Origin of the sequence: Microbacterium sp. A8/3-1 (assembly GCF_040267695.1) — a bacterium.
Taxonomy (GTDB): domain Bacteria; phylum Actinomycetota; class Actinomycetes; order Actinomycetales; family Microbacteriaceae; genus Microbacterium; species Microbacterium luteolum.
Window position 1 is genome coordinate 1,099,648 of record NZ_CP158357.1, and the last position, 21,301, is coordinate 1,120,948.

The 21,301-nt window shown below is 69.1% G+C and carries 18 protein-coding genes; 3 read left to right on the plus strand and 15 right to left on the minus strand.

Annotation, left to right across the window (positions count from 1 at the left end):
• Positions 1-194: 194 nt before the first annotated feature.
• Positions 195-1,046, plus strand: a complete 852-nt coding sequence (locus tag ABS642_RS05570; protein ID WP_350352547.1) for a DUF559 domain-containing protein — start codon at positions 195-197, stop codon at positions 1,044-1,046.
• Between the two features lie 119 nt (positions 1,047-1,165).
• Here ABS642_RS05570 and ABS642_RS05575 read toward each other — a convergent pair whose 3' ends face one another.
• The 7 genes from ABS642_RS05575 to ABS642_RS05605 form a co-directional block, all read right to left on the minus strand.
• Entirely contained in the window at positions 1,166-2,194 is a 1,029-nt protein-coding gene (locus ABS642_RS05575) for a 6-phosphofructokinase (protein ID WP_282217420.1), read from the minus strand.
• Positions 2,195-2,396: 202 nt separating this feature from the next.
• Complete coding sequence (locus ABS642_RS05580; protein WP_350352548.1) at positions 2,397-4,541, minus strand: DEAD/DEAH box helicase; 2,145 nt, start codon at positions 4,539-4,541, stop codon at positions 2,397-2,399.
• A 210-nt stretch (positions 4,542-4,751) separates the two neighbouring features.
• Positions 4,752-5,705, minus strand: coding sequence for a bifunctional riboflavin kinase/FAD synthetase (locus ABS642_RS05585; protein WP_350352549.1), 954 nt, complete (start codon positions 5,703-5,705; stop codon positions 4,752-4,754).
• Complete coding sequence (locus ABS642_RS05590; RefSeq protein ID WP_282217423.1) at positions 5,702-6,139, minus strand: hypothetical protein; 438 nt, start codon at positions 6,137-6,139, stop codon at positions 5,702-5,704. The genes ABS642_RS05585 and ABS642_RS05590 overlap by 4 nt, the downstream gene beginning before the upstream one ends.
• Positions 6,140-6,196: 57 nt before the next feature.
• Entirely contained in the window at positions 6,197-6,565 is a 369-nt protein-coding gene (locus ABS642_RS05595) for a hypothetical protein (protein ID WP_282217424.1), read from the minus strand.
• A complete protein-coding gene (gene truB / locus ABS642_RS05600) occupies positions 6,562-7,455 on the minus strand; it encodes a tRNA pseudouridine(55) synthase TruB (protein ID WP_350352550.1) in 894 nt (297 codons plus the stop codon). The genes ABS642_RS05595 and truB overlap by 4 nt, the downstream gene beginning before the upstream one ends.
• A gap of 45 nt (positions 7,456-7,500) precedes the next feature.
• Positions 7,501-8,142 (minus strand): hypothetical protein, encoded by a 642-nt coding sequence (locus tag ABS642_RS05605; protein ID WP_350352551.1) that lies wholly within the window; start codon positions 8,140-8,142, stop codon positions 7,501-7,503.
• Positions 8,143-8,192: 50 nt separating this feature from the next.
• Here ABS642_RS05605 and ABS642_RS05610 point away from each other — a divergent pair, with 50 nt between their 5' ends.
• Positions 8,193-9,095 carry an A/G-specific adenine glycosylase gene (locus tag ABS642_RS05610; protein ID WP_350352552.1) on the plus strand — a complete coding sequence of 301 codons (903 nt, stop codon included), beginning with the start codon at positions 8,193-8,195 and terminating at the stop codon, positions 9,093-9,095.
• Positions 9,096-9,114: 19 nt separating this feature from the next.
• On the opposite strand, the gene ABS642_RS05615 is transcribed toward ABS642_RS05610, so the two are convergent.
• The 5 genes from ABS642_RS05615 to nusA form a co-directional block, all read right to left on the minus strand.
• Positions 9,115-11,193, minus strand: a complete 2,079-nt coding sequence (locus ABS642_RS05615; protein WP_350352553.1) for a helix-turn-helix transcriptional regulator — start codon at positions 11,191-11,193, stop codon at positions 9,115-9,117.
• A gap of 237 nt (positions 11,194-11,430) precedes the next feature.
• Entirely contained in the window at positions 11,431-11,856 is a 426-nt protein-coding gene (rbfA, locus tag ABS642_RS05620) for a 30S ribosome-binding factor RbfA (RefSeq protein WP_282217429.1), read from the minus strand.
• 73 nt (positions 11,857-11,929) lie between these two features.
• Positions 11,930-14,674 carry a translation initiation factor IF-2 gene (gene infB, locus ABS642_RS05625; RefSeq protein WP_350352554.1) on the minus strand — a complete coding sequence of 915 codons (2,745 nt, stop codon included), beginning with the start codon at positions 14,672-14,674 and terminating at the stop codon, positions 11,930-11,932.
• Between the two features lie 94 nt (positions 14,675-14,768).
• Complete coding sequence (locus ABS642_RS05630; protein WP_350352555.1) at positions 14,769-15,023, minus strand: YlxR family protein; 255 nt, start codon at positions 15,021-15,023, stop codon at positions 14,769-14,771.
• 59 nt (positions 15,024-15,082) lie between these two features.
• Positions 15,083-16,069, minus strand: a complete 987-nt coding sequence (gene nusA / locus ABS642_RS05635; protein ID WP_282217432.1) for a transcription termination factor NusA — start codon at positions 16,067-16,069, stop codon at positions 15,083-15,085.
• A 66-nt stretch (positions 16,070-16,135) separates the two neighbouring features.
• Here nusA and ABS642_RS05640 point away from each other — a divergent pair, with 66 nt between their 5' ends.
• Positions 16,136-17,557, plus strand: coding sequence for an NAD(P)/FAD-dependent oxidoreductase (locus ABS642_RS05640; RefSeq protein ID WP_350352556.1), 1,422 nt, complete (start codon positions 16,136-16,138; stop codon positions 17,555-17,557).
• Here the strand turns inward: ABS642_RS05640 and ABS642_RS05645 are convergent.
• From ABS642_RS05645 to ABS642_RS05655, 3 genes are all read right to left on the minus strand, one after another.
• Positions 17,526-18,566: a TIGR00730 family Rossman fold protein gene (locus ABS642_RS05645; protein WP_350352557.1), complete on the minus strand. Its 1,041-nt coding sequence runs from the start codon at positions 18,564-18,566 to the stop codon at positions 17,526-17,528. The genes ABS642_RS05640 and ABS642_RS05645 overlap by 32 nt on opposite strands.
• Positions 18,567-18,707: 141 nt before the next feature.
• The gene (locus ABS642_RS05650) at positions 18,708-20,462 is read right to left on the minus strand and encodes a proline--tRNA ligase (protein WP_350352558.1); all 1,755 of its coding nucleotides are present in this window, start codon (positions 20,460-20,462) and stop codon (positions 18,708-18,710) included.
• A gap of 44 nt (positions 20,463-20,506) precedes the next feature.
• Positions 20,507-21,277 (minus strand): isocitrate lyase/phosphoenolpyruvate mutase family protein, encoded by a 771-nt coding sequence (locus tag ABS642_RS05655; protein WP_282217435.1) that lies wholly within the window; start codon positions 21,275-21,277, stop codon positions 20,507-20,509.
• Positions 21,278-21,301 lie beyond the last annotated feature (24 nt).

Sequence of the window (21,301 nt, forward strand, 5' to 3'; positions counted from 1 at the left end):
ACCACGCGCGCCCACGCGGAATCAGGCGTTCGCGCGAGATCAGGCCGGTTCTCTCCTGAACAGCCTGATCCCGCGCGAACGCCTGATCTCGCAGACGGTGCACTTCCGCTGCACGGACGAAGACCGGCACCAGTTGTCCCCTGTTCGCGAAAGACCGGGGCGGGGAGAACCGGGCGGCATCCCAGACTGATCGCATGGAGAAGCCGTCGGTCGAGAAATGGGTGCGCCAACGCGGCGGCGTGGCGCACACTTCACACCTGCGGATGGCAGGCTTCACCGCACACGCCGTTCACAGCGCCGTCGAGTCGGGACGGCTCCGACGTGTCCGGCGTTCGTGGCTCGTCACCGTCGACTGCGACAGCCGACGGGTGCGTGCAGCATCGGTCGGCGGGCGCGTCACATGCGCCAGTGCGGCAGACCTGATGGGCTTCTGGCATGTCGAGACGGATGCCGTGCACATCGCACTCCCGCATTCCGCTTCTCGGTTCGACGCCACAGGCATCCAGGTCCACCGTGGCCGTGGGCCGGTGCCGGTGCATCCGCGAGCCGCGGACGAACCCGTCCTGAATGTGCTCTTCCACGTCGCTCGATGCCTTCCGACGCCCGATGCACTGGCGGTCTGGGAGTCGGCGGTGCGACGGGATGCCGTGGAACTCGACGAACTGGAACGTGTCGACTGGCGCTCCTCGGCGGCTGCGCGGATCGCGTCCCTCGTGGGCAGCAGATCGGACTCCGGACCTGAGACGGTCTTCGTCGAGCGGATGCGGGCGATCGGAATCGGCGTCCGTCAGCAGGTATGGGTCGACGGACATCCGCTCGACGCGCTGATCGGCGATCGCCTCGGCGTGCAGATCGACGGCTACTCGCATCACAGCGCAGCGAGAGATCGTCGGCGTGATCTTCGCGCGGACGCGAGACTCGTGCTGCGCGGCTACACGATCCTCCGGTTCGACTACCACCAGGTGATGCACGATCACACGTATATCGAGCACACCGTGCGCACGGCGATGGCGCAGGGATTGCACCAGATCCGATCACGCCGCTGACCTCGCGCGCGGAATCAGGCAGACGCGCGGACACAGGCAGAAACTCGCCCGATCAGCCTGATTCTGCGCGATCGCCTGATTCGGCGCGGACGAGTGGACTCGTGCGCCGGACCGGACGCTCAGCCGAAGAGCGCAGCGGCCTCGTCGTAGCGGTAGCGCGGCACCGTGTGCAGCTCGCCGAGAGCGTCGGCGAAGGGCACGCGCACGATGTCCGTGCCCTGCATCGCGACCATCTGACCCCAGGCGCCTTCGACGATCGCGTCGGCGGCGTGCAGGCCGAGGCGTGTCGCGAGGACCCGGTCGAAGGCCGACGGCGAGCCGCCGCGCTGGATGTGGCCGAGGATCGTGGCGCGCGTCTCGATGCCGGTGATGCGCTCGATCTCGGGTGCGAGCTGGTCGCCGATGCCGCCCAGACGGGGACGGTTGAACGCGTCGAGGCCCTTGTCGCTGTACGCCTCTTCCATGCCGAGCAGCTTGAAGCCCTCGGACACGACGACCAGGGGCGCACGACCGCGGTCGTGAGCGCTCGAGACGAGCGCGGTGATGTCGTCGATCGACATGGGCACCTCGGGGATGCAGATGACGTGAGCCCCTGCCGCCATGCCGGCGTGCAGAGCGATCCAACCGACGTGGCGCCCCATGACCTCGGCGACCATGCACCGCTGATGCGAGTCTCCGGTGGTGCGCAGCCGGTCCATCGCGTCGGTGGCGATGTTCACCGCCGTGTCGAAGCCGAAGGAGTAGTCCGTCGCCTGAAGGTCGTTGTCGATCGTCTTGGGGACGCCGAGCACCTTGATGCCGTCCTTCGACAGGCGGTCGGCCGCCGCGAGCGTGCCTTCCCCGCCGATCGCGACGATGCCGTCGATCTTGTGACCGTAGAGGGTCTTCGCGATGTTCTCCGCGCCACCGCGCTCCCCCTCGTAGGGGTTGGTGCGGCTGGTGCCGAGGATCGTGCCGCCCACCTTCGAGAGGCCCTTCACCTCGTGCCGGGTCAGCGGCATGAAGTCGCCCTCGACGACGCCGCGCCAGCCGTCGCGGATGCCGACGAACTCGAGGTCGTACGTGGTGGTGCCCTTGAGGACGATGCCGCGGATGACCGCGTTGAGTCCGGGGCAGTCGCCACCGCTCGTCAGGATGCCGATCTTCATGCTGGTGCCTTCCGACGTTCGGGAGAGAGGGGGAAAGGCGACGCTGCCTGCGATCGACACTAGTGCCCCGGCGTGGTGCGGCGCCATTCGAGGCAGGCGAAAACCGAGGATCTTTACGTCCTCGAGACCCGCCCTCTCAGATCTTCACGACACATCCGGATTCGGACCCGAAATCGGCGTTAAGAAACCCCGTTCTTGACGCCTATGCTGCGCCGAGCGCCTGCCGCAGCAGATGCATGAGGGCCGCCAGCTGCACCGGCTCCGCCGCAGTGTCGTCGACAGCCTCGCCGTCGAGCGCACGTGCCGCGAGGCCCTGCTTCTGGTCGATGAGTTCGGCGATCTTCGTGTCGATCGTGTGCGCGGCGATGATCCGCCACGCGGTGACCGGCTCGTCCTGGCCGATGCGGTGCACGCGGTCGATCGCCTGAGTCTGCTCGGCCGCCGTCCACGACAGTTCGGCGAGCACGACGTTCGACGCGGCCTGCATGTTGAGTCCGACGCCTGCGGCGGTGAGCGAGCACACCGCGATGCCGACCGCGGGATCGCCGTTGAAGTCGTCGATCGCCTGCTGACGCGCCGTCGACGTCTGGTCTCCTCGGATCGACACCGAGCGGATGCCGGCGGCGGCGAAGTGCGCCTCCGCCTGATCCATCACGTCGATGTGCTTCGCGAAGAAGACGACCTTGCCGACCGAGCGCTGCAGCTGCGCGGCGTAGTCGGCGGCGAGCTGCGCCTTCGCCTGACCGATGCGGCGGACCATCGTGAAGACGTTGTCGCCTCCGGTGCCTGCGGCCTTCGACTCCTCGAGCTCGTTCTGCGCGACCAGGCGCACGATGTCCTCGTCGATCTCGCCCGGGGCGAGGCCGCGGTCTCCGCGTGCGTCGATGATGCGGCGGTAGCGAGCGGCCAGCCGCTCCCCCAGCTCGCGCTCGGCCTGACGGATGCTGCGTCCGAACTCGTCGTCGAGCTGCACGGGCAGGTCGGCGATGAGCTTGTCGGGGAGGTCGGCCGCGACGTCCTTCTTCTTGCGGCGGACGATGCCCATCGAGATCACGGCATCCCGCGCCTCCGGGTAGAACGCCTTGTCCGCGGGGGTGAACCCGGTGGCGTCGAGCTTCTCCATCAGCTCCGGTCCCGGCTTCTCGCCGGTCGTCCAGCCGAGGAACCGCCAGATCGCGTCGAAGTCCTCGACGTCGTTGATCAGCGGGGTACCGGTGAGAGCGAGCATGAGCGGGTCGCCACCGGGCGTGCGCTCGCGCATCCGCGACGCGAGCGAGAGCACGTTCTGCGAGCGCTGCGACGAGAGGTTCTTGATGAAGTGCGCCTCGTCGACGACCATGCCGCGCAGACCGATCGATCCGAGCCACGAGAGGTGGCGGTCGAGGATCTCGTAGTTGACGATGAAGATGTCGGCGAAGGCGTCGATGTCGGTGCCGTCGCCCTGGATGACCGTGGCACGGCGCTGGGGCGTCCACCGCTCGACTTCACGGGCCCAGTTCATCTTCACCACATTCGGAACGACCGCGAGCAGCGGATAGGCACCGGCGACGGAGGCGGCGAGCAGCGACTGCGCCGTCTTGCCGAGTCCCGGCTCGTCGGCCAGCAGGAAGCTGCGGTGACCGGCGCGCACGGCTTCGAGGAAGCGGGACTGGTGCACCATCACCTCGAGCCCCTTGGGCGAGAGGTGGTCGTATTCGGGAGCAGGGGGCAGTTCCATCGTGGCCGCCGATCCGCCGGCGCCGGTCTCGAACGCCTTGTACAGGGGGCCCATCAGCTCCCACCCGTCGAGGCGACGGCGCGGGGTCGAGGTGTTGCGCGGGGTCAGGTCCGGCGCGAGGAACGGGTTCGCCAGCTGCCGGGACTCGACCGAGGGCGGTGTGACCTGCCGCTCGGCGATCGCGGCGGGCACCGAGGAGATCTGCACAGGAGCCGCGTCCGCGATGATGAGCTCTTCCGGTGCCAGTTCGGCTCCGGATTCGAGCAGCCAGTCGCGGCGCATCCGCTTGGCCACCGGCGACGTCGCCTGGTCGGCCTCCAGCAGCTGGATGAGCGAGGTGTCGCGTGCGGCGGTCTTCGCGAGGATGGTCGCGACGCCGTCGAGGCGCTTGAGCAGCTCCGCGCGTGCGGGGTCGCCGATCTCGGCATCCGCCTTCACTCTGGCGCGCTCCTCGCGCACCAGGAAGGCGATCACCTGGAACTTGACGCGATTGGTCGGGCCGAGCTTCCCCCGCTGCGACTTCGCCTCGATCTCGCGCACCTTGCGCGCGAGGATCGGGATGAGCGGGGCCTCGTCGTCTCGACGGGACGTCTTCTTTCGCCGCGTGGCGGCGGTTGCCGTGGTCGGCATGCTCCTCCTGAGCGTGAAGGCCCCGGCATCCTCATGAAGCCGCGAGCCGTTCTCGATGTCCGCGTGTGGCGTGAGCCAGGACCGTACGAACAGTTGTTCCGGTTCTCGCCGATGCACGCGATGCGCGTGAGGATCGATGTGAACCGCTCCCCAGTCTAGGCCATCCGGCTCGGACGACGGAAGATTTCGCCGTCAGCGCGCGTCACGACGTCAGTCGACGGCCCCGGCGAGCACCCGTCGGGCGTCCGAGACGTCGACGGCGATCTGGGCGGAGAGCTTGTCGATGCCCTCGTACGCGACCATGCCGCGCAGCCTCTCCACGAACTCGACGGTCACGTCGTGACCATAGAGGTCCAGGGTCGTCTCGTCGAGCACGTGCGCTTCGACCTGGCGCTCGAGCACGTCGTCGAAGGTCGGATTCGTGCCGACCGAGATCGCCGACGGATGACGGATGCCGGTGTCGTGATCGACGAGCCAGCCGGCGTAGACGCCGTCTGCGGGGACGAACGCGTCGACGATCGTCGAGAGGTTGGCAGTGGGGAACCCGAGTTCGCGGCCGCGCTTGAGCCCGTGCACGACCACGCCACGCACATCCGGGTGGCGCCCGAGCACGCGCGCCGCCTCGCGGACATCGCCGTCGATCAGCAGCTCGCGGATCCACGTCGAAGACACCCGGCGCGGCGACCCCGGCAGATACACGTCGTCGACGACCTCGACCGAGAAGCCGTGCTTCGGTCCGAGCTCGCGGAGGAGCGCGGGCGTGCCCGCTCCCCCGCGTCCGAAGCGGAAGTCCTCCCCGACGAGCACATGGGACACCTTCAGCGCGCCGACCAGGATGTCGACCACGAAGTCCTCCGCGCTGCGCGCGGCGAGTTCTTCGTCGAACGTGAGCACGAGCGTCGCATCGAGCCCGAGCTCGCCGAGCAGCTCGAGCTTGCGGTCGACGGTCACGACGTTCTCCGGGCACCGGTCGGGTCGGAGGACCGCAAGCGGATTGCGGTCGAAGGTCACGGCGACCGCACGGCTGCCCGACGCGGCGGCCGCCTCGTTCAGTCGACGGATGACGGCCCGGTGGCCGGCGTGGACGCCGTCGAACTTGCCGATGGCCACGGCGCTCGGGCCGAAGTCGTCCGGCACCTCGGCGGGGCTCCGGAACACGATCACGCGGTGACCTCGATCGGACGATCCGCGGCGGACGGCTGATGCGTGCGGAGCCACCAGATGCCGAACACCGGAAGCACCAGAGGGATGAACAGGTAGCCCCGTCCGAACAGCGACCACACGGTCTCGTGCTGGAACAGGGCGGGGAGGAGGATGCTGAGCAATCCGACGACGAGCACGCCGGTGAGTTCGAAGACGATCGCGATCCAGGCGACCGTGTACCAGCCGCGACGCCGCGCGAGCACGAGTGCGAGCGTGGCGAGGATGTACACCACGGCAGCGAGTGCGGAGAGCGAGTACGCGAGCGGCGCCTCGTCGAAACGCCGGACGATCTGCACGAAGCTGCGCCCCGTGGCGGCCAGCGCCATGACGGCGTAGACGATCACGAGGACGCGACCGATTCCGGTCATCCGAGTGGAGGGGGTGGTGGTGCTCATAGCGCATTCCATCTTAGAGCCGCGCGGAGATACGGGACTCCGCCGCCGCATCGGGCGTCACGCGATCTGCACGGTCCAGATGACCTGCATGCGCCACAGCATGATCGCGATGGCCAGAGCGGCCACGCCGAGGATCACCGTGCTCCACCTGCTGCGCTCCATCAGCGCCCACAGCACCGCCCCGATCGGCAGCAGCACGGCGGACACCAGGTAGACCCAGTACTCGAGAAGGTCGCCGGTGGGCGGATTGCCGGCGAACGGCGCGGCGATCGCCACCACCACCTGCACGACGAGGAGCAGTTCCACGAGAGCGAGCGCGCCGACACTGAGATCGCTCGGCCGGCGACCGGCGAGTCCCGCGACGAGGCAGAACGCGCCGGCGGCGACGGCCACGACGATCTGCACGATGGTGAGCCACAGGATCATCGCGCGGCCTCCGGCATGTTCATGGCGCTCTTCAGATCGGCGCCTCGTCGTTCCACGATCCCGACCAGCGTGCCGTCCTCATCGATGGCCGCGGCGAGAGCGCCGTCGAGTCGCACGGCCTGGTCGGCGAGCCGCTTGCCGTGCCGGAGGTCTCGCGCCTCCTGCGAAGAGACCGTCAACGGCTGCAGGATGCGCGCGGCGGCCTGCGCGGGCGTCAGCGTCCGCGCGTCCGCGAGATCGTCGAGCGCCACGGCATCCGCCACCTCGAACGGGCCGACGCGCGTGCGGCGCAGCGACGTCAGGTGGCCGCCCACGCCGAGGGCGGCCCCGAGATCGCGAGCGAGCGCACGGATGTATGTGCCGGACGAGCAGTCAACGATCACGTCGAGGTCGAGGACGCCCTCCCCCTGGCGCGTCGCGAGCACGTCGAAGCGCGAGACCGTGACCTCGCGGGCGGCGAGCACCACGTCCTCCCCCGCGCGCACACGGTCGTAGGCGCGGCGTCCATCGACCTTGATCGCGGACACGGCGCTGGGCACCTGGGAGATCTGCCCGGTCAGCGCGGCGATGCCGTCGGCCACGGCCACGTCGGTCACCGCGTTCCACGCTTCGGGGTCTGCCGCGACGAGGATCTCGCCGTCGGCATCGTCGGTTCCGGTGGTCTGGCCCAGGCGGATCGTCGCCTCGTAGGTCTTGTCCGCACCGACGACGTAGGTGAGCAGCCGCGTCGCTCCCTCGATCCCGATCACCAGCAGTCCGGTGGCCATCGGATCGAGCGTGCCGGCGTGCCCCACCTTGCGGGTGCCGAAGGCGCGGCGCGTGCGCGCGACGACGTCGTGACTGGTCAGCCCTGCGGGCTTGTCGACGAGGAGGATGCCGGGCGAGACCATCCCCCCAGCCTACGATGCGGTCGCCGTGCCGCCGTCATCGCGGGGTCAGCCGCACACCTCGTAGGAGGGCGCATCCCGCGACGTGACGGTCACGCTGCTCGCCGTGTCCTCGCCCTCGCGGAATTGGAAGAAGACGTGCCCCTCGGCATCTCCGGGAAGACGCATCCAGGTGCCGCTTCCGATCTCATCCGCCCCCTGCTCCGCGTCCGGATACGTCGTGAGCACGTCCTCGGTCGAAGCGCCGACGCCCAGGCCCTCCGCGGTACGCGGACCCTCGACGGTGCCGAGATCCTCCGCGGCGGAGTACACCGACAGCTCGCTGATGGGTGCCGTGTCGGATTCGGTGCCGCGCACGAAGTACACCCCGTAGGACGAGTCCGCCGCCGTCCACCACGCCGTCCAGGAGCAGACCTCGTCGTTCTTCCAGGTGTCCGGGAGCATCCCGAGTACCGTCCCGAAGTCGCCGCCCAGCTCCACCGGTCCGATCCCCTCGTCGCTGATGATCCACGTCGCCGGATCCGCTGGGTCGGCCTCGGGCATCTCGGTCGGCGTCGGCGTCACAGCGGGCGTCGCGGTCGGGCCGGCCGAGGGATCGGCCGCCGTCGATGTCGCGCACCCGGCCAGGAGGCAGAGGGCCGCCCCCGCCGCGATAGTGAAGGTCATCCGCCGCATGTGGTTCGTCCTCATCGCTGCTCTCCGGTTCTCGCGCGCTGATCTCGCTCGCCTAGGCTGTCGTCGTGCCTTCGACTCCCACGATCCCCGTCGAGGAGATCGCGCAGCCGGTGCTCCGATGGTATCGATCCGGTGCCCGCGATCTCCCCTGGCGGCGCGCGGCGTTCCATGAGGAATTCGGCGCCTGGGGCGTGCTGGTCAGCGAGTTCATGCTGCAGCAGACCCCGGTCACCCGCGTGATCCCGCACCTCGAGGCGTGGCTGGATCGCTGGCCGACCCCGCCGGTCATGGCCGCGGCCTCGACGGCCGATGTCGTGCAGCAATGGGCCAACCTCGGCTACCCGCGCCGCGCACTGTGGCTGCATCGCGCAGCCGTCGAGGTGACGGCACGCCACGGCGGCGTCGTCCCGCGCGATGTCGATGCGCTCCTCGCGCTGTCCGGTATCGGCGACTACACGGCCAGGGCGGTCGCCGTCTTCGCTTACGGCGACCGCCATCCCGTCGTGGACACCAACACCCGGCGTGTGCTCGCCAGGGCGGTCGAAGGTCGGGCGCAGCCGTCGCCGCCCTCCCGGCGTGACCTGACGCTGATGGAGTCGCTCCTGCCCGCGGACGACGTCGATGCGGCGGCCTTCAACGCCGGGGCGATGGAACTCGGAGCGACCGTGTGCACGGCACGATCTCCGCGCTGCGAGATCTGTCCTCTCGCGGGCACCTGCGCCTGGTTGGCCGCAGGACGACCCGACACGGGCGACGCCCGCCGACGCCAGGCGACGTATGAGGGGTCCGACCGGCAGGCGCGCGGCGCGGTCCTGCGGCTGCTGCGCGACGCGACGCCGGCGCCGATGCCGCTGGAAACGGTTCTTCCGGACTGGCCGGATGCACAGCAGCGCGATCGTGCGATCGACTCTCTCATCGCCGACGGACTCGCCGAGGCGGACGGAGAATGGATCTCCCTACCGCGCTGACCGAGGGCCGCGCCTCGATTCAGACGTGCCTGTTGGTGCGGTGTGCGAGGGCCGTGAGCTCCACACGCCCGCGCACGTCGAGCTTGGCGAAGACCCGCCCCAGGTGCACCTCGACGGTGCGGACGGAGACGCCCAGGGCCGCGGCGATGTCCTTGTTCCCCGCGCCGACCACCGCGAGCATCGCCACCTCGACCTCGCGTGCCGTCAGCAGCTGCGACCAGACGTGTCGGCACGCTGACAGAGGATCCGCGGGGACATCCGCCTCGGTCCCGCGCGACTCCAGCCGGTCGAGGCGATCCCCGACGGAGCGCGCCCAGGCGGTCGCCCCGGCGAGTTCGAAGAGATGCCGGGCGCTCCGCAGATGACTCCGCGCGGCGCCGATCTCATCGTGGATGGCGCACTGGACTCCCAGCATGGACTCGACCCGCGCTCTCGCGAAGGGCGAACGCAGGGTCCGGGCGGAGGCGTGCACCTCATCGTGCTCGGAGCGCCAGCGTGCGTCGACCGCGGTCGCGACCCGGATCCGGAGTTCGTGCGCGAGGAAGACCTCCGGCGGCGCGACGATGCTCGGAGCATCCGGGCCGGTCTCCCCCGTCGCGGCAACCTCGTCGAGACCGGGCACCGAGAGCGTCGTCCGCGGTGCCCCGAGGTCGATCCAGAGTCGCATCGACGCGGCGGCGTCATCGAACGCACCGGCGAGGTACGACGCGATCGCGCGATCGACCAGAACGTCGGTCTTCATAGCCGGCGGGAGCGCCGCCGTGAGCGAACGGGAGACCGGGCCGACCTCGCCGAGCACCGCGAGGTCCAATCGGCGTGCGAGCACGACGCCCAGACCGGCGAACGGCATCGCGATCGGGAGTTCGCGCGCGGCGAGCAGCAGCCGATCGCGAGCACGACCGATGTCGCCGCGCCACACGAGCAGCAACGTCTCGGCGACGGACAGATACGCCCGGACCACCGGGCTGAACTCGAAGCCGGCGACGAGCGGGTCGAGTTCCCCATCCATGATCGGCTCCGCTGCCTCCAGCGTCCGCAGTCCGAGGTCGACATCCCCGTCGACGGCGGCGCGCAGTGCGCACAGCATCCGTCCGCTGAGCGGCCCGGTTCCGGCGATGTCGTCGAGGTCGCGCTCTCCGACGAGCAGCCAGCTCAGGGCGATCACCGGATCTCGGAGCTCGCGCTCGGCGCCGACACGGGCCGTGCCGACGCGCAGGGCATCCAGCCACCTCCGCATTCCGGGTCGATCGCCGCGCTCCGCGCAGAGCACGGCGGCGAGTGCCGCTGCGCGGGTCCACGAATACCAGTCGCCCGTGTCGTCCGTGCGGGGCCGGAGGGAGTTCGGATCCACGTCGGGCACCGCACCGTGAAGGTGCGCGCGGGCCGTGATCAGTCCCGCGAGCCCTTGCAGGCGGTAACGCTGTGTGCCGTCGGGGAACAGGCTCCCCAGCCATTCCGCCGCCTCCACCGCGAATCCCGCACCCACCGATGCCGCGCCGGCGACGAGTCGCGCCTCATCCCGGTCCGCACCATCCGCATGCTTCGTCGCCTCCCGTGCGAGCAGCAGAGCACGGTCCGGGTGGCCGGCCTCCGACAGCTCGCGGGCGATCCGGGTGAGTTCGGCGGCGGCGCGAGGGTCCCGCTCGAGCGATGCCCGCGCCCGATGCCAATCGGCGCTCATCCCGTCGCCCCGACTCCGGAACATCCCGCTGAGCCGATCGTGCACGGCGCCGATGATGGCGGGATCCGTCCTCGCCTGAACCCAGATCGCCAGACGCGTGTCCGTGAACCGCACCCTTCCTGCCCGGACGATGAGGTGCCGACCGACGGGCGCCGCCGAGATCTCGAGCGCGGACCGCCCGTCGAACGTCAGCAGGGGGTCGAGTCGGTCGTCGAGCGAGACGGAGAGCGCGAGGAGGAGGTCGCGATCGCGTGCCGGGAGGATGAGGTCGTGAAAGCGTGCGGCGATCGCCGGAACGACCGGCAGCGGCGTCGGCAGGGGGCGCAGGCCGGTCCGCTGAGAGGGCAGCAGGCGCTCCACGACCTCGCGGATCGCGAGCACGTCGTCCTGCAGCTCGACAGCGAGGCGAGACACCACGTGGGGCGCGCAGGCCAGCCCGTGGGAGAGCAGATCTTCGAGGAGGGTATCGACCGCTTCCGGCGCAGCCGAGCGGCCTTCCTGCGCGTTCGAATCCTCGATGCCGATCCCCCTCAGCTCGGCGGGACGCGATCCCGCAGAGGCGAGGCTAGCAACGGGATGTCCCCGGCGGAGCGGCTCACCGACGTTGTATATCGGTTGCCGCTCCCACCGGAGTAGACCTGCAGCCGGACGAGGTCAGTCCTGCTCGTCGTCGGCGCGGTACGGGTCCGCATCGCCGGCGTGCGACGCCGAGGAGGCGAGCTTCGCGACCTCCGCATCGCGCTCCTGCGCCTGACGCAGGAGAGCACTGATGTGGTCGGCGTTCTCCGGAAGCGCGTCAGGGATGAACTCGAGCGTCGGCACGAGCCGCGTGCTGAGCTGCCGTCCGACCTCGCTGCGCAGCATGCCGGTCGCGGACGTGAGAGCTTCGCCGCTGGCGATGCGCTCCTCCTCCGTGCCCAGCACCGTGTAGAACACGGAGGCGTGCTGAAGGTCGCCGCTGACGCGGCAGTCGGTGAGCGTGACGAAGCCGAGGCGCGGGTCGCGCAGCCCCTTCTCCAGCCGCTCGGCGAGGATCACGCGGATGCGGTCCGCCAGACGAGCCTGTCGTTCACCAGCCATTTTTCTCTCCCTCTTCAGAAAGTCTTCGGGCGAGGATGCGCGCAGCATCCTCGCCCGAAGGTATCGCGATTGATCAGCCGCGAGGCTTCTCGATGAGCTCGGTCGTCTCGATCTCGTCACCGATCTGGATGTCGTTGAACTTGCCGAGACCGATACCGGCCTCGTAGTCCGTGCGAACCTCGGTGACGTCGTCCTTGAAGCGGCGCAGCGACTCGATGGCGAGGCCATCGGCCACCACGACGCCGTCGCGGATGACACGCGCCTTGGCGTTTCGCGTGATCGTTCCCGACCGCACGATGACACCGGCGATGTTGCCGAACTTCGACGAGCGGAAGACCTCGCGGATCTCGGCGACGCCCGACTGGACCTCTTCGAACTCCGGCTTGAGCATGCCCTTGAGGGAGCTCTCGATCTCATCGATGGCGTTGTAGATCACCGAGTAGAACCGGATGTCGACGCCCTCGCGCTGAGCGCGCTCGCGCGCCTTCGTGTCGGGACGCACGTTGAAGCCCACGATGATCGCGTTGTCGATCGTCGCGAGGTTCACATCGGACTCGGTGATCGCACCGACTCCGCGGTGGATGATGCGCAGCTGCACCGAGTCGTCGACCTCGATCTTGAGGAGCGATTCCTCGAGCGCTTCGACAGCACCAGACACGTCGCCCTTGATGATGAGGTTGAGCGACTCGACCTTGCCGTCTTCGAGAGCACGGGTGAAGTCCTCGAGCGAGATGCGCTTGCGGGCCTTGGCCAGCTGGGCGTTGCGCTCGACTGCTTCACGCTTCTCAGCGATCTGGCGGGCCATGCGGTCCTCTTCGGTGACGATGAAGACGTCACCGGCACGAGGCACGGAGTTCAGACCCTGCACCTGCACCGGGCGCGACGGGTAGGCCTCGAGGACCTGCTCGCCGTTCTCGTCAGCCATGGCACGCACACGGCCATAGGCCGTGCCGGCCACGATGGCGTCACCGATCCGGAGCGTTCCGGACTGGATCAGCACGGTGGCGACAGAACCGCGACCCTTGTCGAGCTTCGCCTCGATCGCGACACCGCGGGCACCCTTGTTCGGGTTGGCCGTCAGGTCGAGACCAGCGTCAGCCGTGAGCAGCACCGCGTCCAGGAGGTCCTGGATGCCGGTGTTCGCTCGTGCCGACACGTCGACGAACATGACGTCGCCACCGAACTCCTCCGCGACCAGACCGTACTCGGTGAGCTGCTGGCGCACCTTCGACGGGTTGGCGTCGGGCTTGTCGACCTTGTTGACCGCGACCACGATCGGCACATTGGCCGCCTGGGCGTGGTTCAGGGCCTCCACCGTCTGCGGCATGATGCCGTCATCGGCCGCGACCACGAGGATCGCGAGGTCGGTGACCTGCGCACCACGGGCACGCATGGCGGTGAACGCCTCGTGACCGGGGGTGTCGATGAAGGTGATGGCACGTTCGATGCCCTCGTGCTCCGTCCACACCTGGTACGCACCGATGTGCTGGGTGATGCCTCCGGCCTCACCCTCGATGACGTTGGTCTGGCGGATCGCGTCGAGAAGGCGCGTCTTACCGTGGTCGACGTGACCCATGACGGTGACGACCGGCGGACGGATCTCGAGGTCGTCCTCGCTCTCCTCCTCCAGCTCCTGCTCGAGGTTGAGACCGAAGCCCTCGAGGAGCTCCTTGTCCTCGTCCTCGGGCGAGACCATCTGGATCTTGTAGCCGAGCTCAGCACCCAGGACCTCGAAGGTCGCCTCGTCCAGCGACTCGGTGGCCGTGGCCATCTCGCCGAGGTTGAAGAGGATGGTGACGAGGGTTCCCGGCTGCACGGTGTAGCCGGTCAGCGTCTCGATCTTGTCGGCGAAGTCCGCGATGGACGCGCCACGACGCATGCGGATGATCTCCCCGTTGCCACGGGTGACGTTGACGCCACCGACGACCGGGGCGCTCCGCATCTCGAATTCCTGCCGCTTCGCCCGCCGCGACTTGCGCTGCTTGCTCTTGCCGCCGCCCTTGCCGAAGGCACCGGCGGTACCACCACCGGGACCGCGGCCACGGCCGCCGCCACCACCGGGACGACCGGCGAAACCGCCACCGGGACGTGCACCGGGGCCGCCTGCACCACCGGGTCCACCGGCACCGCCGGGACGACCGGGGCCGCCGGGACGCTGCTGGAACGGTGCGCCACCGGGACGACCGCCGCCACCAGGGCGACCTGCGCCACCGGGACGACCGGGGCCGCCGGGACGCGGGGCACCCGGACGCGGAGCGCCGGGACGGGGCGCCTGCGGGCGCGGGATGTTTCCGGGAGTCGGGCTCGGGCGCTGGCCCATGCCCTGCGCGGAAGCGAAGGGGTTGTTGCCCGGGCGGGGACCCGCCGGACGCTGGCCCATCCCCTGCGAGGAGGAGAAGGGGTTGTTGCCGGGGCGCGGGGCACCGGGCTTCGGCGCGCCGCCGTCATCGGACTTGGCCGCTGCGGGCTCGGATGCCGGTGCAGGGGTCTCCGCAGCGGGAGCAGGTGCTTCCGGAGCGGGAGCCGCCGGGGCGGGTGCCTCGGGGGCGGGAGCCTCGGGGGCAGGCTTCGGGCCCGGGGTCGGCGCCTGCTTGGCGGCGGGCTTCGCTGCGGGCTTGGCCGCAGGCGCGGCGTCCGCACCGGTCTTGAGCGAGCCGTCGGCCTCGATCGCCGCACGCAGCTTGCGCGCCACCGGCGGTTCGATGGTCGAGGACGGGCTCTTCACGAACTCGCCGAGTTCCTTGAGCTTTGCAAGAGCGACCTTGCTGTCGACGCCGAGTTCGGCGGCGATCTCATGTACGCGTGGTTTACCAGCCACAATTCTCCTGTCTGAGTCGGTCCACCCAGACAGGGCAGACCACTAGTCGCGGACGGGTCTCATTTCGAGCCGTTCACTTTGTTTCCATAGCTGTTCAGCCTTTGTTTCTTGGTGGGTGCTGTTCGAAGGTCCGCGTGTCCAACTGAGTGGACACGCGCAGTGCTCGTCCGAATGCGCGACGCCGCAGAGCGGCATCCATGCATTCCTGTGTCGGATGCAGCCACGCGCCTCTCCCCGGCAGAACAGCGCGCTCATCGACGATGAGCACATTGTTCTGGGACACCACTCTGAGAAGAGCGGAGCGAGGAGCACGCGTGCGACAGCCGACGCACGTTCGTACGGGTTCCATCTTACACCTGCGTTCCCTCGCCCCTCTCCCCGCATGGCGCGAGTCGGGACGAGAACCGGTCAGTCGTCGAGGACGCTGTCGGGCTGGATGTCGATCTTGGCTCCGGTGAGCTTGGCAGCGAGGCGGGCGTTCTGGCCCTCCTTGCCGATCGCGAGCGACAGCTGGTAGTCGGGAACCAGCGCGCGCACGGCCTTGGTGCCGGCGTCGAGCACGAAGGCGCTCGTCACCTTGGCAGGCGACAGGGCGTGTGCCACGAAGGTCGCCAGATCCGGATCGTGATCGACGATGTCGATCTTCTCCCCCGCGAGCTCCTCGGTCACCGCGCGGACGCGGCGCCCCATCTCGCCGATGCAGGCGCCCTTCGCGTTGATCGAGGGGTCGTTCGCCTTCACCGCGATCTTCGTCCGGTGCCCGGCTTCGCGAGCGAGCGAGACGATCTCCACGAGACCGGCCGCGATCTCCGGAACCTCCAGGGCGAAGAGCTTGCGGACGAGACCCGGGTGGGTGCGCGACACGGTGATCTGCGGACCCTTGAGGCCCTTCGCGACGCTCGTCACGTAGACACGCAGTCGCGATCCGTGGGTGTACTCCTCGCCCGGCACCTGCTCCTCGGGCGGCAGGATGGCCTCGACGGCGCCGAGGTCGACGTGGATCATCCGCGGGTTCGGACCCTGCTGGATGACGCCGGCGACGATGTCGCCTTCCTTGTCCTTGAAGTCGCCGAGCACGACGTCGTCCGCGATGTCGCGGAGGCGCTGGCTGATGACCTGCTTGGCGGCGAAGGCGGCGATCCGGCCGAAGTCGTCGGGAGTCGCGTCCTCCTCGCCGATGATCGCGCCCTCTTCATCCCGGACGACCTGGAGCACGTCGACGTGACCGGTCTTGCGATCGAGGTGCACGCGGACGCCTTCGGGGGCCGCGCCGTCACCAGCGACGTGCTTGGAGTACGCGGTCAGGATCGCCTGCTCGATGATCGAGACGAGTTCCTCGAAGGGAATCGCCTTCTCCTTCTCGATGCCTCGCAGCAGACTCAGTTCGATGTCCATGACGGCCTCCCTATTCAGCTCTCGTCGCGCCTGTTCGCACGCGCGACATCCGTACCACGATACCCTGTGCCCACCGCCTGTTGCCACGGCGGCAGCCGCGCCGTCGCGGCGACGACGCCGCAGGAGGACCACGTGAACTCGTTCGACACCATCGTGATCGGCGCCGGGATGTCGGGCGTCACGACTGCGCGGATGCTGGTCGACGCGGGCCAGCGCGTCGTGGTGCTCGAGGGGCGCGACCGCGTCGGCGGACGGATGAACTCCGATCGGCAGGCCGGGTTCCCCGTCGACCTCGGCGCCTCATGGGTCCACGGCATCGACGGATCGGCGCTCTGGGACCTCGTGCAGGCGCTCGGCATTCCGACACTGGAGTACACCGTGGGCAGCTTCCAGGTCGGCGGACGCCCGATCGAGAACTTCGGCGGCGACGGCAAGCTCATGGACGCCGCGGCCAGCGCACGATGGATCGCCGACGTCGAGGAAGCGGACCGCCTCCTCGTCGAGGAGATCGGCAAGTCCTCCGCCGGCGACACCTATCTGGACGTGACCGAGCGCGCGCTCGACCGCTCCGGCCTCGACCCCGAGCGCATCGACGAGATCCGCGAGTTCTTCCGGCACCGCGTCGAGGAGCAGTGCGGAGCATGGATCGGCGACCTCGACGCGCACGGGCTCGACGAGGATGCGATCGACGGCGATGAGGTGATCTTCCCGCGCGGCTACGACGAGCTGCCGCGCCGCATCTCGGCGGGACTCGACGTCCGTCTGGGCCACATCGTGACCCGCGTCGCGCGGTCGGCGACCGGAGTCGTCGTCAGCACCGGCGACGCCGAGTTCACCGCTGATCGCGTCGTCGTGACCGTTCCTCTCGGCGTTCTCCAGGCGGGATCGCTCGCCTTCGATCCCCCGCTGCCCGACTCCGTCGCCGGCCCGATCGACAGACTGGGCATGGGCGTCTTCAACAAGATCTTCCTCCAGTTCCCCGAGCGGTTCTGGAATGAGGAGAGCTACGTCATCCGCGCTCTCGGCGAAGCCGGGGAGCACTGGCATTCCTGGTACGACGTGTCCGCGGTGAGCGGCATCCCGACCCTGCTGACCTTCGCGGCCGGTCCGTTCGGGCGCCACATGCAGGAGCTCCCCGATGAAGAGGTGGTCGCCGACGTCGTACGCGCTCTGCGCGCACTCTACGGCGATGCGGTCGGTGAGCCGGTGGCGCACTGGATCACGCACTGGGGCGAGGACCGGTTCTCCCTCGGGTCTTACTCCCACCTCGCGCTCGGCTCCTCGCATCATGATCATGACGAGCTCGCAGGTCCTGTCGACGACGTCCTGCACTTCGCGGGCGAGGCGACCTGGGGCGATGAACCCGCGACCGTCGGAGCGGCGTACTACTCGGGTCGCCGCGCTGCGGAGCGCATCCTCGGGCGGTCGGTCGACCTCGATGCATTCGCCGCAGGCATCACCGCGCGGGAGCAGACGACAGGTCGTTGATCGCGCGGATGAGCCGGAACAGACTCCCGACCTGACGCTGATCCAGGTGCAGGATCAGACGCGGCAGATGCAGCACGTCGTCGTCGGCGACCTCGGGGCGTCTGGGTGCCGTCCGCTCGATTCGACCGGAGGCCAGCATCGGCGCGAACTGCTCGTTCAGCGCCTCGATCTCGGCATCCGTCGGCTCGTTGCGCAGACGCAGCACGAGGGTGTCGCCGATCCACCGCAGGGAATCGTAGTTGCGCCAGAAACCGGCGATCTCCGCCCGCGCCCTCTCCGCGGAGTCGGTGACGACGACCCGGTCGAAGTCGCCGGGTGAGATGACGCCCATCGGTTCGAGGGTGTCATCGATGTACCGCTGCAGGCCGTGCCAGAAGGTGCCACCGGGCTGGTCGAGCAGGACGATCGGGGTCGGCTCGGCCTTGCCCGTCTGCTGCAGCGTGAGCAGCTCGAACATCTCGTCGAGCGTGCCGAAGCCACCGGGCAGGCAGATGAAGCCCGAGGACTCCTTCACGAGCATCAGCTTGCGGGTGAAGAAGTACTTCATAGCCACGACCTGGCCCTGACCCGTGACGAGGCTGTTCGCCTTCTCCTCGAACGGCAGGCGGATGGACACCCCGAGCGAGAGTTCGGGGCCGGCACCTTCCGCCGCAGCCTGCATGATCCCTGGACCCGCCCCGGTCACGACCATCCAGCCGTCCGCGGCGAGAGCGGCCGCGATGTCGCGCGCCTGGAGGTAGAGCGGATCGTCCTGCTGCGTGCGCGCCGATCCGAACACGCTGACCTTCGGCACGCCGCGGAACGGCGCGAACAGCCGGAACGCGTCGCGCATCTCGGCGAGGGCTGCGGACGCGATCTTCAGGTCCAGTCGGTCCGCATCATCCTCACCGAGGCCGATCGACGTGCGGATCATCCGCGTCACGAGTCTGCGATCATCATGAACGCCCGCGTCGTCGAGGAGCGCGTCGATCTCGGCGGTCAGGGTCTCCGGCAGCGGTTCGTCCGTCATGGTCCCAGCGTCGCATGCGGGAAGGAGCTGGTGCATCCCGCAACGCCGCGCGTCATCGAGCGTTCAACGCCAGGCTTTCTCACGCAAGTCGCCGAAACGCCGCGCTCCGCTGGATGGCGGGCGCGGCGTTCGGGCAGAAGCTCAGCGGGTCAGGCGTCCCACGACGTCGCCGACGGAGATCGCGTCGCGCTCCCCCGTGCTCCGGTCCCAGAGCTCGACCTGACCATCGGCCGCGCCGCGGCCGACGATGACGATCTTCGGCACGCCGACGAGTTCCGCGTCGCCGAACTTCACGCCGGGCGAAACCTTGGGTCGATCGTCGTACAGCACGTCGAGCCCGGCGCTCTCCAGCTGCGCCGAGAGCGCTTCAGCGACGTCGAAGGCGACCTGTTCGCGGCCCGCGGCCACGACCTGCACGTCGAACGGAGCGACGGATGCCGGCCAGATCAGGCCCTTGTCGTCGTTGTTGAGCTCGGCGATGATCGCGAGGATACGGGTCACGCCGATGCCGTACGAACCCATCGTGACGGTGACGAGCTTGCCGTTCTCGTTGAGCACCTTGAGCCCCAGCGCCTCCGCGTACTTGCGACCGAGCTGGAAGACATGCCCGATCTCCATTCCGCGCGCGAGCTCGACAGGACCGGAGCCATCGGGTGCGGGGTCACCTGCACGGACGTTCGCGATCTCCACGATGCCGTCCGCGAAGAAGTCGCGTCCGGCGACGACCGAGTGCGCGTGCTTCTGGTCGATGTTCGCGCCCGTGATCCAGCTGGTGCCCTCGCTGACGCGGGGGTCGACCAGATAGCGGATGCCGGTGGCCGACTCCTCGCCGAGCACCGCACCGGTCGGCGACCAGGGGCCGATGTAGCCCTTCACCAGCAGAGGATTGTTCTCGAAGTCGTCGGCCGTGGCCGTCGCCACCTCTGCCGGGGCGAACGCCACTTCGGCGCGCTTCTCATCGACCTCACGGTCGCCGGGGATGCCGACGATGACGAGTTCGCGGGTGCCGTCGAGGTGCGTCAGCGAGAGGACGACGTTCTTCAGCGTGTCCGCAGCGGTGTACTCCCCGTCCAGGTGCGCGTTGGTGTGCGCGACGAGCGTCTCGATGGTCGGCGTGTCGGGCGAGTCGAAGATGACGGGGGCCGCATCGGCGTCGAACGCGATCGCATCGGGAACAGCCGTCGTGAACGCCTCGACGTTCGCCGCGTACCCGCCGGCGCTGCGGACAAAGGTGTCCTCACCCACGGGAGTGGGGTGCAGGAACTCCTCGCTGCGCGAGCCGCCCATGGCGCCGGCATCCGCCTGCACGATGACGTACTCGAGCCCGAGCCGCTGGAAGATGCGCTCGTACGCGTCGCGCTGCGCCTGGTAGCTGGCGTCGAGGCCCTCATCCGAGGCGTCGAACGAGTAGGCGTCCTTCATCGTGAACTCGCGACCGCGGAGCAGACCTGCGCGCGGGCGGGCCTCGTCGCGGTACTTGTCCTGGATCTGGTAGATCGTCAGCGGCAGATCCTTGTACGACGAGTACAGGTCCTTCACGAGCAGCGTGAAGGCCTCCTCGTGCGTGGGCGCGAGGAGATAGTCGCCGCCCTTGCGGTCCTGGAGCCGGAACAGCAGATCGCCGTACTCCTCCCAGCGCCCGGTCGCCTCGTACGCCTCGCGCGGCATGAGCGCCGGGAAGTGCACCTCCTGCGCACCGGCCTCGGCCATCTCCTCACGGACGACGGCCTCGATCTTCGCCTTGACGCGCAGACCCAGTGGCAGCCACGCGAAGATGCCGGCAGCCTGCGGACGGATGTATCCCGCCCGGATCAGCAGCTTGTGGCTGGCGACCTCTGCACCGGCAGGGTCTTCGCGGAGCGTACGGAGGAAGAATTTCGAGAGACGAGTGACCACGGATCAAGTCTAGTGAGCCGTGGACACCCGTCTCTGCGACGAGGTCAGTTGAGCGCGGGCAGTCCGGACGGCACGACTCCCCCGCCGTACAGGCTGACGGCGAGCTCCTGCAGTGCGGTGAGTGCCACGCGCTGCGGGAGCGGGCCGTAGGAGATGCGTGCGACGCCGAGCTTCTCGTAATCCGAGGCCGCGAGAGCGCCGGGGACGCCGATCACGCTGACCTTGCGATCGCCGATGCCCTCGACGAGCTGACGGGTGACGTTCGCATCGAGGAGGCCCGGGACGAAGACCGCGGTCGCCCCGGCGTCGAGGTAGGCGCGGCCGCGCTGGATCGCATCGGCGATGCTCTCCTGGACCGGACGGTGACCCGCGCGGACGAAGGCGTCGGTGCGCGCGTTGAGTGCGAACGGGACACCCTCGGCCTCAGCGGCCTTCACGATCGCCTCGACGGCGGCGACCGACTCGTCGAACGGCTTGAGCCGGTCTTCGACGTTCGCACCGACGATGCCGACGCCGATCGCGAGACGGGTGGTCTCCCCCGCGTCTCCGTAGCCGTCGTCGAGGTCGGCGGTGACGGGGACCTGGACGGATGCCGCGATGCGCCCGACCATGTCGATCATGAGGTCGCGCGGCGTCGCACCGTCGTCATACCCGAAGGAGGCGGCGATGCCGTGTCCGGCGGTGGCGATCGCCTTCGTCTCGGGAAGGGCGGCGACGGCACGGGCACCGACGACATCCCACACGTTCACGACGCGGAGGATCTCCGGAGCGTCATAGAGTCCGACAAGGGTCTGGGCCTTGGCTGCAGTGGTCATGACTCCACGCTAACGCGGGCGGTC